The sequence below is a fragment of the Streptomyces triticisoli genome, assembly GCF_003270085.1.
GTDB lineage: Bacteria > Actinomycetota > Actinomycetes > Streptomycetales > Streptomycetaceae > Streptomyces > Streptomyces triticisoli.
In genome coordinates this window covers 27172-38531 of record NZ_QFDQ01000038.1, presented here as the reverse complement: position 1 = coordinate 38531, position 11360 = coordinate 27172, and the positions used below count along the sequence as shown (strand labels likewise).

The 11360-nt window shown below is 69.7% G+C and carries 15 protein-coding genes; 9 read left to right on the top strand and 6 right to left on the bottom strand.

The features are described from left to right. Positions 1-19 precede the first annotated feature (19 nt). Together DEP02_RS07785 and DEP02_RS07780 are read left to right on the top strand one after the other, a co-directional pair. The gene (locus tag DEP02_RS07785; RefSeq protein WP_112466612.1) at positions 20-520 is read left to right on the top strand and encodes a GbsR/MarR family transcriptional regulator; all 501 of its coding nucleotides are present in this window, start codon (positions 20-22) and stop codon (positions 518-520) included. Between the two features lie 58 nt (positions 521-578). Further along, positions 579-1181 (top strand): Uma2 family endonuclease, encoded by a 603-nt coding sequence (locus DEP02_RS07780; RefSeq protein ID WP_112466611.1) that lies wholly within the window; start codon positions 579-581, stop codon positions 1179-1181. Between the two features lie 2 nt (positions 1182-1183). On the opposite strand, the gene DEP02_RS07775 is transcribed toward DEP02_RS07780, so the two are convergent. Further along, positions 1184-2050 (bottom strand): diacylglycerol kinase family protein, encoded by an 867-nt coding sequence (locus DEP02_RS07775; protein ID WP_112466610.1) that lies wholly within the window; start codon positions 2048-2050, stop codon positions 1184-1186. Between the two features lie 195 nt (positions 2051-2245). On the opposite strand from DEP02_RS07775, the gene DEP02_RS07770 reads away from it, so the two are divergent. The 7 genes from DEP02_RS07770 to DEP02_RS07740 all read left to right on the top strand — a co-directional run bounded on the left by DEP02_RS07770 (position 2246) and on the right by DEP02_RS07740 (position 6667). Continuing rightward, on the top strand, positions 2246-3529 hold the full coding sequence (locus DEP02_RS07770; RefSeq protein ID WP_112466609.1) for an adenylosuccinate synthase: 1284 nt from the start codon (positions 2246-2248) through the stop codon (positions 3527-3529). A gap of 98 nt (positions 3530-3627) precedes the next feature. Continuing rightward, on the top strand, positions 3628-4479 hold the full coding sequence (locus tag DEP02_RS07765) for a helix-turn-helix domain-containing protein (RefSeq protein ID WP_112466608.1): 852 nt from the start codon (positions 3628-3630) through the stop codon (positions 4477-4479). A gap of 11 nt (positions 4480-4490) precedes the next feature. Further along, entirely contained in the window at positions 4491-4682 is a 192-nt protein-coding gene (locus DEP02_RS07760; protein WP_112466607.1) for a DUF397 domain-containing protein, read from the top strand. Between the two features lie 175 nt (positions 4683-4857). Next, a complete protein-coding gene (locus DEP02_RS34440) occupies positions 4858-5256 on the top strand; it encodes a hypothetical protein (RefSeq protein ID WP_232839001.1) in 399 nt (132 codons plus the stop codon). Beyond that, the gene (locus tag DEP02_RS07750) at positions 5256-5531 is read left to right on the top strand and encodes a hypothetical protein (RefSeq protein WP_112466606.1); all 276 of its coding nucleotides are present in this window, start codon (positions 5256-5258) and stop codon (positions 5529-5531) included. The genes DEP02_RS34440 and DEP02_RS07750 overlap by 1 nt, the downstream gene beginning before the upstream one ends. 134 nt (positions 5532-5665) lie before the next feature. Beyond that, positions 5666-6025 carry a DUF6247 family protein gene (locus DEP02_RS07745; RefSeq protein ID WP_232839000.1) on the top strand — a complete coding sequence of 120 codons (360 nt, stop codon included), beginning with the start codon at positions 5666-5668 and terminating at the stop codon, positions 6023-6025. 357 nt (positions 6026-6382) lie between these two features. After that, the gene (locus tag DEP02_RS07740; RefSeq protein ID WP_198668336.1) at positions 6383-6667 is read left to right on the top strand and encodes a hypothetical protein; all 285 of its coding nucleotides are present in this window, start codon (positions 6383-6385) and stop codon (positions 6665-6667) included. 123 nt (positions 6668-6790) lie between these two features. Here the strand turns inward: DEP02_RS07740 and DEP02_RS07735 are convergent, their stop codons facing one another. The 5 genes from DEP02_RS07735 to DEP02_RS07715 form a co-directional block, all read right to left on the bottom strand. Next, a complete protein-coding gene (locus tag DEP02_RS07735) occupies positions 6791-7843 on the bottom strand; it encodes a hypothetical protein (protein WP_112466605.1) in 1053 nt (350 codons plus the stop codon). Next, the gene (locus DEP02_RS33285) at positions 7822-8073 is read right to left on the bottom strand and encodes a hypothetical protein (RefSeq protein WP_157977378.1); all 252 of its coding nucleotides are present in this window, start codon (positions 8071-8073) and stop codon (positions 7822-7824) included. The genes DEP02_RS07735 and DEP02_RS33285 overlap by 22 nt, the downstream gene beginning before the upstream one ends. A 340-nt stretch (positions 8074-8413) precedes the next feature. Next, positions 8414-9064 (bottom strand): putative DNA-mimic protein, encoded by a 651-nt coding sequence (locus tag DEP02_RS07725; RefSeq protein WP_112466603.1) that lies wholly within the window; start codon positions 9062-9064, stop codon positions 8414-8416. 98 nt (positions 9065-9162) lie between these two features. Beyond that, positions 9163-9867, bottom strand: a complete 705-nt coding sequence (locus DEP02_RS07720; protein ID WP_112466602.1) for a GntR family transcriptional regulator — start codon at positions 9865-9867, stop codon at positions 9163-9165. Positions 9868-10000: 133 nt separating this feature from the next. After that, positions 10001-11356, bottom strand: coding sequence for an aspartate aminotransferase family protein (locus DEP02_RS07715; RefSeq protein WP_112466601.1), 1356 nt, complete (start codon positions 11354-11356; stop codon positions 10001-10003). Positions 11357-11360: the final 4 nt, after the last annotated feature.

Genomic DNA, 11360 nt, shown 5'->3' with positions numbered 1-11360 from the left:
TCGCGGATAGGCTGGAGGCATGGCGGAGTCGAAGGCGGCGGCGGTGGAGCGGGACCCGGAGGCGGTGTCGCGGTTCGTGGAGCACTTCGCGGCACAGCTCGTCGAGGCGGGCGTGCCGCGCATGCCGGCCCGGGTCTTCGCCGCGCTGCTCGCCTCCGACTCCGGCGCCCTGACCTCCGCCGAGCTGGGCGACCAGCTGAGGATCAGCCCGGCGGCGGTCTCCGGCGCGGTGCGCTACCTGTCCCAGGTGCACCTGGTGTCACGGGAGCGGGAGCCCGGTTCGCGCCGGGAGCGCTACCGGGTGCACAGCAACCAGTGGTACGAGGCGCTGACCAACCGCGAGGCGATCATCAAACGGTGGGAGGGCGCCCTGCGGGAGGGCGTCGCCGGCCTGGGCGCGGAGACCCCGGCGGGGCGCAGGCTGTCCGAGACCCTGGCGTTCTTCGAGTTCATCGAGCGGGATGTGGCGGGGATGATGGAGCGGTGGCGCGAGTACCGGGAGGAGAACCTGGGCGAGTGATGTAGTCGATCGGATACTCTGAGTGGCGGACTGGTCTGTATCAGAGGGAGGGCGCATCATGACGTTGATGACAGAGCGACCGACGATAAGCGGCACCGGATCCGGAAGCCTCGAGGTGATGCTGGACGCCCTCGATGAGCTGATTGCGCCCGTCGGCTTCAAGGCCGAGATCATCAGGGGGAACATCGTCTTGTCGCCGTGGTCGAAGGGGTATTACACCCCGATCATGAAGTCGGTCTGCGACCAACTCGGGCCTTACCTCCCTAAGGGCCACGTCATCGAGCGGACCCCTCAGTTGTTCGTCTTCCCAGGGGATGAGTGCGCGTACGGGCCGGACATTCATGCGGCGCATCAGCGGGTCTTTCAAACGGAGAGCAACCGCTTGGACGGCGAAGCCCTGTCCTTCGTCGCCGAGCTGACTTCTCCCCCCACACGGAACGACGACCTGACCGGCAAGGTCGAGGTCTATGCCAGGGCGGGCGTTCCCGTGTACCTGCTCCTGGACATGCAGGAGCAGGAGGCCATCGTTTACGGGTCTCCGTCGGCGAGGAAATACCAGGTCCGCATCAGCAAGCCGTTCGGCGAGAAGCTGCCCATCCCGGACCCCTTCGGCTGCACCCTCGACACAAGCGAGTTCCACCGGCCCAAGACTCAAGCCTGACGTCACCCCGCCGAAACCGGCACCGTGAGCCCCCAGGCCCCCTCCACCACCCGCCACGTCCGCGTCCGCACCGGCCCCGACACCACCGCGTCCGCCCGGTACCGGAAGTCCGCGCCCGAGACGGTCACCGTGCGCCCCTGTGCCAGCAGGGGCGAGGCCTCCGCGCCGGGCCCCGACAGGGGCCGTACCTCCACCTCCGCCCTCCCGGAATCCCCGGGCGTGACCGAGACGGCCTCCACCGGCTGGTCCAGGTCCACGACCATCTCCCCGTCGACCTCCACGCGCAGCCGGGAGGCACCCGGACCGGCCACCGCCGTCGCCCTCGGCGGGCGGGTCACCAGTGTCCGTACGAGGGACTGGCAGGTCCGCAGCCACGGGTGCCCGACGGCCCCCGCCGAGACCGCCGTGGCCCCCACCGGAGCCTCCCGCGGGGAGACCGGAGGAATCCGCAGCGCCCCCAGCACCACACCGTCACTGTCGTCGACGAGCAGGTCCAGCCGCCGCTCGGCACCGTCCAGCACCGCCCGTGCCGCCGCCACCGCCCCCGCGGGCACGCCCAGCGAATGGGCCAGGGACGTGACACCCCCGACCGGCACGACCGACAGCACACATTCGGCCAGTTCCCGCTGCCGGTGCAGCACCGACACCGCCCGCAGCAGCGCCCGGTCGTCGCCGACCACCACCGGCCGCCGCGAGCCGCGCCGCACCAGCGCGCGGGCGAACTCCTCCGGCCCGTCCGGCAGGCACACCTTGGTGGTGGCACCCCCGCTGAGCACGTCTTTCGCGATCCGTACGGATTCCCCGTCCGTTCGCCGGGCGACCGGGTCGATGACCACCAGCAGCTGATCGGACGTGGGATGAGTCGCCACCTCGGTCCTGCCTCGCTTCCTCGGGTAGCATCTTTGTGCAAGAGCCCCTTTGCGCGATTGCGCGGGGGCTTCGTCTATTCCGGGGCATCCGGTCCGACGGGTTGTGCGACCGACCACGGTCGCGGGGATACGTGGCTGCGAGCCCGCGTACGCCCCTGACCTTGGACATGCCCCGCCCGGAAGGGGTGTACGCGCGTGCCCGCACTTGTGCTGCTCGGTGCTCAGTGGGGTGACGAGGGCAAGGGAAAGGCCACCGACCTGCTCGGCGGCTCGGTGGACTATGTGGTGCGTTACCAGGGCGGCAACAACGCCGGCCACACCGTCGTCGTCGGTGACCAGAAGTATGCACTGCACCTCCTCCCTTCCGGAATCCTGTCGCCCGGTTGTACGCCGGTCATCGGCAACGGTGTCGTCGTCGACCCGTCGGTCCTGCTCTCCGAGCTGAGCGGTCTGAACGAGCGCGGAGTCGACACCTCCAAGCTGCTGATCAGCGGTAACGCCCACATCATCACGCCGTACAACGTCACTGTCGACAAGGTGACGGAACGCTTCCTCGGCAAGCGCAAGATCGGCACCACGGGCCGGGGCATCGGCCCGACCTACGCGGACAAGATCAACCGCGTCGGCATCCGGGTGCAGGACCTGTACGACGAGTCGATCCTCACCCAGAAGGTGGAGGCGGCCCTCGACGTCAAGAACCAGATCCTCACCAAGCTCTACAACCGGCGCGCGATCACCGCCACCCAGGTGGTCGAGGAGCTGCTGGGCTACGCCGAGCAGATCGAGCCGTACGTCGCCGACACCGTCCTGATCCTCAACCAGGCGCTGGACGACGACAAGGTGGTCCTCTTCGAGGGCGGCCAGGGCACCCTCCTCGACATCGACCACGGCACGTACCCCTTCGTCACCTCCTCCAACCCGACCGCGGGCGGCGCCTGCACGGGTGCCGGCGTCGGTCCGACGAAGATCAGCCGCGTCATCGGCATCCTGAAGGCCTACACGACCCGCGTCGGCGCCGGCCCCTTCCCGACCGAGCTGTTCGACGAGGACGGCGAGGCGCTGCGCCGCATCGGCGGCGAGCGGGGCGTGACGACGGGCCGTGACCGCCGCTGCGGCTGGTTCGACGCGGTGATCGCGAGGTACGCCACCCGAGTGAACGGCCTGACCGACTTCTTCCTCACCAAGCTCGACGTCCTGAGCGGCTGGGAGCAGATCCCGGTCTGCGTCGCCTACGACATCGACGGCGAGCGGGTCGAGGAGCTCCCGTACTCCCAGACCGACTTCCACCACGCGAAGCCGGTCTACGAGTACCTCCCCGGCTGGCAGGAGGACATCAGCGAGGCCAAGACCTTCGCCGACCTCCCGAAGAACGCCCAGGCCTACGTCAAGGCCCTGGAGGACATGTCCGGCGCCCCGATCTCCGCGATCGGCGTGGGCCCGGGCCGCGAGGAGACGATCGAGATCAACTCGTTCCTGTAGGCGCGTCGCCCCTCCGGGAGATTTGACAGGGCGGCCGGTGCGGTGAACCGTACCGGCCGTCCCACATCGTCGAAAGCGGTGACAGGGGGAGCTGCCCGATGCCCGTCCGAAAGCCGTCCACCGAACGGCAGCGTCGTCTGGGTGCCGAGTTGCGCAGAATGCGCGAGCACATCGGCATGTCGATCAACGAGGCCGCCGCCCTGCACCGCACCGACCGGACGACGGTCAGCAACACGGAGTCGGCCCGTTCAGGTGTGAGCAGCGATCGGGTCCGGGTGTGGGCCGCCAACTATCGCTGTCCCGACGCCCAGTACATCGACGCGCTGGCCGAGATGGCCCGGGAACGCGGGCCGTACTGGTGGGACGAGTACCGGGACGTGCTGTCCGCTGGCCTGCTGGACATCGCGGAGATGGAGCACCACGCGGCGGCTTTGCGCTCCGCGCAGATCATGCATATGCCCGGCCTGCTTCAGCTCCCCGACTACATGCGCGGCATCTTCGCGGAAGCGGTTCCGGCCATGTCGCCCACCGACCTGGATCGGCACGTGGCTTTTCGATCGAGGCGGGCGGAGCTGCTCGACCGCTCCAACCCGCCACTGTGCGAGTTCCTGATCCATGAGTCCGCGCTGCGGATGCGGTTCGGAGACCGTCATGTCCTGCTGCGGCAGATCGAGCACTTGCTGAAGCAGGCCGAACGGCCCAACGTCACGCTCCGGGTGGTGCCGTTCAGTGTGGGGGGCTTCGCGAACGCGGGCAGCTCGACGCTGTACGCCTGCGGCCCCGTAACGCAGTTGGACACGGTGCAGATCGACGTACCCACGGGCGTGAGTTTCCTGCACGCCGAGACCTACCTGGCGAACTACCGCGCCGTTCTCGACCGGATGCGTGAACGTGCCCTGGAGCCCAGCGAGTCCATCAACTTCATCCGGCAGGTAGCGGAAGAGATCTGAGGCAGGAGCAGGTGGAACTTCACTGGCGGAAGTCGTCCTTCTCGGCGGACACCGGAAGCTGCATAGAGATCGCGGAACAGGGCGATCGAATCTTCCTGCGGGAGGGTGACGACCCGGAGGTGGTCGTGCAGACCACTCGCCGCAAGTTGCGGGCCTTCCTGGAAGGGGCGAAGGCCGGCGAGTTCGACCGCTTCGCGACGTAGCGTCCGATCACTTGATACGACTTCGCACAACATGTTGTCTGACGCATCACGCTGTGCGTACGCTGTGTAGCGCTTGCCGGGCACTCGGTAACGGCCTGGCGGGCAGTGCACAGAAAACGCCCCGGAGGTGAGCCACCACCCCGGGGCGGAGCCAACGCTGCGAAGGAGCATCAGCATGACCAAGTCTATCCGGCTTGCCCTGGAACGAACGCTTGCCCTAATCCTGTCCCTCTTCCTCCCGGCCACCGGCCGGCGCCGCGGGCTGGGGCGGCCGGGACACGTACCCACACCCCCGCGCACCCTGTCCGGACTGCGCCTGCTGATCCACCGCACCGCCGTACCCGGACTGTGCGCCGCCCCTCCGGCGAAGTCCCGCACCCGGACCGGGACCGGAATCCCCACCCCGCTCCACGACACCGGCCCCCTCGTACGCCCCTACCTGCTCGCGCACGAACGGTGGCAGCGGCAGGCGGAGCGCCGCGCGGCTCTCGTGCTCGCGCTGGAGGGGGTCGACGTCGGACCGTGGGTGATCCACGGCCACCGCGTCGGCGCTCCCACGGGGGTGGCGGCCTGATGAGCACGACGCCGAACGCGCGGATTCAGGTGAGCCGCGTCCCCAGCAAGCCGGTCCGCCGGCAGGACGACGGCACCCTCGCCATCGACCTGTGGCTGCGCCGCGACGGGGTCTTCGACGCGGACGCGGCACTGCGCCTCACGATCGCCGAAGCCGAACTGCTCCACGCCCAGCTGTGCTACGCGCTCGCCGACGAGCCCGTGACCACACCGGCGAACCGCACCCCGGACTGCCGCAGGCCTTCGGTCGGCAGTCCGGGTGTCGACTGGCCGTAGGCATCAGGCGCACGCAGCCCTGAGTCGTCAGTCTCGTCGTGGCCTGCCCCGGACTCGCGATGCGAGCGCGGGGCAGGCCCGCACTCGATACCGTCGGCCCTGGAACCGATTCCCGATCGCATCGGAGATCGCACGTGACTGTGCGACCTGTGGGGCCGCACGACGGCGACCCGCTGATCCCCCTGCCGGACAAGACCCCGGCGGCCCTCCGTGTCGCAGTGACACGCCTCGACCCCGCCGGTGCCCTCCCGCGGTTCGACAGGCACTGGGAAGAAGCCACGCCGGAGGCCCGCGACACGTTCATACTCACCCCCTGCCGGGCTTTTCTCGAACATTGGTTCATGTGGGTCGTCATCCACCGTCTCCCCACCCTGGCGACCCGTCTGGCCGAGTGCGAACGGATCGTCGCCACCTCCGACGACCGTGCCGAGCGCCGCGCTGCCGCTGCCGAGATCAACCGCATCCTGGCCACCACTCAGGAGAGCGCCCGGTGAGTGAATGAAGTGGGAGTACAACCCCCACGGACCTACGCGGAAGATGGCGTCCCGATGCCTTGACGTAACGGTGTTGCACGTCGTGGGACACGACCCCTCGACCGCCCGGCCAGGAGGCACACACCCCTTCTGAAAAAGGGGGAGCATCTTGGCCTCCAGTGTTCACATGCCGCTCATGTGAGTGCATGAATGACATTCACCTGCCGGGTGTTCACCCTTTCAGCAGGAGGGGTGTCATGAGTCCCCACCGGAAGATCGTGTCCCGCCGCCGACGCCTCCGGCCGCTTCGGGCGAGCGCACCGCGCCCGAGGAGGCCGGTCGCATCCGCCGCTCGGCAGCGAAGGCGGCCCCCGGCCAGTGACCAGCGCATTCAGGGGGCCACCCTGGCAAGCAGACTGGACGAAGGAAGCGGAGAGCAACAGAGACGCTCTCCCTGTTCCTGCCCGTGCGCTGGTCGATGCCGCCCGCGCCGAGCTCGTCACCGCCAAGGATCCCTACTTCCGTGGCATCGACAGCGACCGCGACCTGCCGGCCGGAATGTCGGATTTTCTTTCCTCTCGGTCCCACCCGAACGACCGGCCGGAGAACATTCACGGTCATCGCCCATGGCGGGTGGCAGCCGCGTCGTCCGGCCTCGGCTGAAGGCGATCATCGAGCCCCGCGCCAGGCTCCGTGTCGCCGCCGCGCGCAGGTTCAGTCAGACGTGGCGTTCGCGGGCGAAGGGGGCTGGAACTGCGAGTGGGGAGCTGACGTACCCACCGCCGATCAACCGCCGATGGAGCTGTAGTCCCATGGCTGGGCATGTCCCTCCGGGCCGAGTGCGGTGACGATGTGGCGGAAAACTGTGCGGTGTTCTGTTGTCGCTTCGGCTCGTACGAGGACGCCCGTCGTCGGGTCCACGGTGAAACGGCATGTCAGGCTCTCGTCCGGGGCCCAGGCGCTGAATGGGAAGGTGCGCAGAGGGCGGACGGCGGCCTCGACGGAGGTCGGTGACGTGGCCGTGACGTGTGCGAGGTGGGAGACGATACGGGCCGGGGTGAGCAGTTCCGCCAGGCGGGCGGCCGCCGGGCTTGTCCGGTCCGGTTCGTAATCTCCTGTCATCGTGAGGATTTCCCTGCCGGACGAGATGGTCCAGGAGCGGGCCGAGGGCACAGGCGTGAAGGAGTGGTCGTCGTGCGGGTCGGCCTCGATGCGGACTTCTGCTGTCAGGCGGGCGGGCTCCAGCAAGGTTCTGGCCATACGGGCCAGGGTCGTGCCCGCCTCGGCCGAGAACCGTGCGTCCAGGACGTCCAGGCCCCTGACCTGGGCCGTAGCCAGCGGGCCTTGCCTGTCGTGGAGCGCGGCGGACCGGAGGAAGCCAGTGGCCGGGTCGAGCCGTACGGTCAGGCTGTGGGCGCCCGGCGGCAGCCAGGGGTCGGTGGGGGCGGCGAACAACGCATGTGGGATGAGGGTGAGTTCGACCCACTCTCCGCTTCGATGTGCCTCTGACACTGTTCCGATGCCCCGGATCAGGCGTGCCGGATCGAGCAGTGCGGCCCACGGTTCGTCGCTGTCCTCCTCCCTGAGACGGAGGGGGGAGATTCCGTCAAGGTGGAAGCTGCGCCTTCCTCCTGGCCGCCGGTTCGACGGTCCGCCCACCACGCCGGCGCCGAAACGGCCGCCGAGGTCCGCCTCGATGTCGCGTGCTGCGTACTCGATGTCGACCATCGCGTCCACGCGCGCGTCCTCGGCGGCCGCGGCCGCGATCCGGGACAGTGCCCAGGGCGCGAGCCGCTCACGATCCGCAGGCGGGTCGCCTAGCCAGTGGGTAGCTGCCATGAGGCCCAGATCTCCTCAGCGCCGGGACGGTTCGGTGCCCACTGTACGTACAGGACGCGATACGGGTGGTCCGGCGGCAGCGCGCCCACGACCTCGATCGTGTACGAGCCGTCCCTGTGGTCCGTGATCCGGCAGCCCGGGTCGGTGATCCCGTCTCCGCAGGCCAGAACCTTCTGTCGCCGTGTGTCCTCGTCCGGGATGCCGGACTCGTTGACCGTGCTGTGCAGCATGAAGGAGACGTACGAGGGGGCCGAAGCGGCCGTGACCGTAACCCTGAGGGGCTGCTCGACGTCCGCCCGTGGGTTCTTCCCGGCGGGACGCCTCCATTCGAGTCGCTGCGGTGGTTCCTTGTGCCGGCCGTTGCCCCACTGACCCGCCACCAGCGACAGGGCGGTGCCGCCGCTCTCCCGGGCGGTCGGAGGCGCCGGGGCATGGGACGACCTGGGAGACCGGCGGGACGTTCGCCCAAATCCTTTGCTTCTTGGGGGACTTGATCTGGAGTGCGGTGCGCTTGGGAGGTATCGGACGTGCGTGCGGATTTGGCTCGTAATCGTCTTCGGGGCCGGGCCCTCAGCTGAAGACGATCATCGACCCCTGCGCCAGGCTCCGCGTGGCCGCCGTGTGGAGGCCCAGCCAGACGTGGCGTTCGCGGGCGAAGGGGCTGGGGTCGTAGGGGGCGGGGGCGGCCGGCTGTTCGAGTTCGGTGGGGGCCGACGGAGGGTCGGGGGCCGCCGGGGGGTTGGCCGGGTCGATGCCCAGGGACGGGGCGACGTACTCCAGCTCGCGCAGGAGGGTCTGGGAGGATCCGAGGGGGCCGCCGCCGGCGAGGAGTTCGTCGTTGGACAGGGGGTGCGGGAAGTCCAGGGGGACGTAGGCGCCGGCGTGGTCGTAGTGCCAGACCAGGTGGGACTGCTGGGCCGTCGTCTCGAACATCTCCAGCAACTGCTCGTAGTCGCCGCCCAGTTCGTCGACCGGGGTCAGCGGCAGGCCGCAGATCTGCAGGAGGTAGGCGCGGCGCAGGAAGTGCAGCGCGTCGTAGTCGAAGCCGGCCACCGGCGCCACCTCCCCGGACAGGCCGGGCATGTACTGGTACACCGGCACCGGTGGGAGCCCGTTCTCGGCGAGCACCTTGTTGTACTGCGCGAGTTCCTCGGCGAACGGGTTGTCGGGGGTGTGGCACAACACGTCGACGAGCGGTACCAGCCACAGGTCACAGGCCAAAGAGGGCTCCTCGGGGAGGGCAGGGCTTCCAGCGCGTTCGGTGGTCGGGTGGTCAGGGAGTGTAGAAGCGTAGTCGGTAGTGGTGGGTACGGCACCGCTCACGCGTCGGCCGCCAGCCGCTCGACGAGAGCGAGGGAGTCCGCGTTGTACGCGGCGACGATCGCACGCGCGGCCGTGGCGTCGCCCGCCGACAGGGCGTCGACGAGTTCGGTGTGGCCGGACCACAGCTCGCCGCGCAGATCGGTGCGGCGGCGCAGGTGCTGCACCGCGCACACCCAGGACTGCACGCGCAGCCGGTGCAGGAAGTCGGAGAGGTAGGGGTTGCCGAACAGGGCGGCGAGTTCCCGCCAGAAGCGCAGGTCGTAGCCGATCAGTACGGTCAGGTCGCCCGCGGCGGCCGCGCGCTGCGCCTCCTCGCCGCGCCGGCGCACCCCGGTGAGTACGGCCCTGAGGCGCGGGTCGTCGGGACGGCGGAAGGACTTGGGGCCCCCGGCCACGATCCGGAACATGCCGTCGGTGACCAGGCCGCGGGCCTCGATCATCGCGCGGAGGTTGTCCAGGGAGTACTCGCGCACCCGGAAGCCGCGGTGCTGGTCGGCCTCCAGCAGTCCCTGCGCGGACAGGTCGACGAGCGCCTCGCGGACGGGGGTCGCGGACACCCCGTACTGCTCGGCGATCTCCTTGACCGTGCACTCCTGCCCCGGCTGCAGCCGTCCGGCCAGCACCTCGTCCCGGAGCGCGTCCGCGATCTGCTGCCGCAGGGTGCTGCGCGTCACGGCGCCGGTGCCGCTGTTGCCGGGCATGGTCGGGGCGTCTCCTTGCGCGTGCGGGTGGCGTACTCGCGTGCTCTCGTACTCGTACGCCCATGTCTACGAGCACGCCACCTTACGCGTTCGAATTTTCCCGATCCCGGCACTCCGGGTGCGGGCAGGGGTGTCAGTCGGTGTACTCGTCGGCCACCGACAGCGCGGCGTCCAGCGCCGCCAGGCCCTCCTTCAGCTCGGCCGCGGTCGCGTTGCACGGCGGGACGACGTGCGTGCGGTTCATGTTGATGAAGGGCCACAGGCCGTTCGCCTTGGCGGCGGCGCCGAAGGCCGCCATCGGGGCGTTCGCCTCGCCGGCCGCGTTGTACGGCACCAGCGGCTCGCGGGTCTCGCGGTTCCTCACCAGCTCGACGGCCCAGAACATGCCGACGCCGCGCACGTCGCCGACGCTCGGGTGCCGCTCGGCCAGCTCGCGCAGCGCCGGCTCCACGACCTCGGCGCCGAGCCGCTCGGCGTTCTCGACGATGCCCTCCTCGGCCATCACGTTGATCGTCGCGACGGCCGCCGCGCAGGCCAGGGGGTGCCCGGAGTAGGTCAGGCCGCCGGGGTAGACGCGCTTGCCGAACGTCTGAGCGATCTTGTCGGAGATCGCGACGCCGCCGAGCGGGACGTACCCGGAGTTCACGCCCTTGGCGAAGGTGATCAGGTCCGGTACGACGTCGAACAGGTCCGCCGCGAACCACGTACCGGTGCGCCCGAATCCGGCCATGACCTCGTCCAGCACGAAGACGATCCCGTACTTGTCGCACAGCTCGCGCACGCCGGCGAGATAGCCGGGCGGCGGCACCATGATCCCGGCCGTGCCGGGGACGGTCTCCAGGATGATCGCGGCGATGGTCGCCGGTCCCTCGAAGGCGATCGTCGCCTCCAGGTGCTCCAGGGCGCGCGCGCACTCCTGCTGCTCGGACTCGGCGTAGAAGCGGGAGCGGTAGAGGAAGGGCGCCCAGAAGCGCACGACGCCCGCCGAGCCGCTGTCCGAGGGCCAGCGCCGCGGGTCGCCGGTGATGTTGACGGCCTGCTGCGTGCCGCCGTGGTACGAGCGGTACGCCGAGAGGACCTTGGGCCGCCCGGTGTGCAGCCGGGCCATGCGCACCGCGTGCTCGACGGCGTCCGCGCCGCCGTTGGTGAAGAAGATCTTGTCCAGGTCGCCCGGGGTCCGCTCGGCGATCAGCCGCGCCGCCTCGGACCGCGCCTCGACGGCGAAGGCCGGCGCGAACGTGGCCAGGTTCGCGGCCTGCTCCTGGATCGCGGCGACGACCTTGGGGTGCTGGTAGCCGATGTTGGTGTAGACGAGCCCGCTGGCGAAGTCCAGGTAGCGCCTGCCGTCGTAGTCCCAGAAGTACGACCCTTCGGCACCGGCCACGGCCGGCGGGTCGATGAGGTCCTGCGCGGACCAGGAGTGGAACACGTGCGCACGGTCGGCGGCCTTGACGGCTGCGCCGGCTTCGGGATTCGGCTGAGGGGTCATGCGG

Bases quoted from the DNA above. Each gene is read 5' to 3' on its own strand.
- DEP02_RS07785 (WP_112466612.1), top strand. From the start codon at position 20: ATGGCGGAGTCGAAGGCGGCGGCGGTGGAGCGGGACCCGGAGGCGGTG.
- DEP02_RS07780 (WP_112466611.1), top strand. From the start codon at position 579: ATGACGTTGATGACAGAGCGACCGACGATAAGCGGCACCGGATCCGGA.
- DEP02_RS07765 (WP_112466608.1), top strand. From the start codon at position 3,628: ATGCCCGTCCGAAAGCCGTCCACCGAACGGCAGCGTCGTCTGGGTGCC.
- DEP02_RS34440 (WP_232839001.1), top strand. From the start codon at position 4,858: ATGACCAAGTCTATCCGGCTTGCCCTGGAACGAACGCTTGCCCTAATC.
- DEP02_RS07750 (WP_112466606.1), top strand. From the start codon at position 5,256: ATGAGCACGACGCCGAACGCGCGGATTCAGGTGAGCCGCGTCCCCAGC.
- DEP02_RS07735 (WP_112466605.1), bottom strand. From the start codon at position 7,843: ATGGCAGCTACCCACTGGCTAGGCGACCCGCCTGCGGATCGTGAGCGG.
- DEP02_RS33285 (WP_157977378.1), bottom strand. From the start codon at position 8,073: ATGCTGCACAGCACGGTCAACGAGTCCGGCATCCCGGACGAGGACACA.
- DEP02_RS07720 (WP_112466602.1), bottom strand. From the start codon at position 9,867: ATGCCCGGCAACAGCGGCACCGGCGCCGTGACGCGCAGCACCCTGCGG.
- DEP02_RS07715 (WP_112466601.1), bottom strand. From the start codon at position 11,356: ATGACCCCTCAGCCGAATCCCGAAGCCGGCGCAGCCGTCAAGGCCGCC.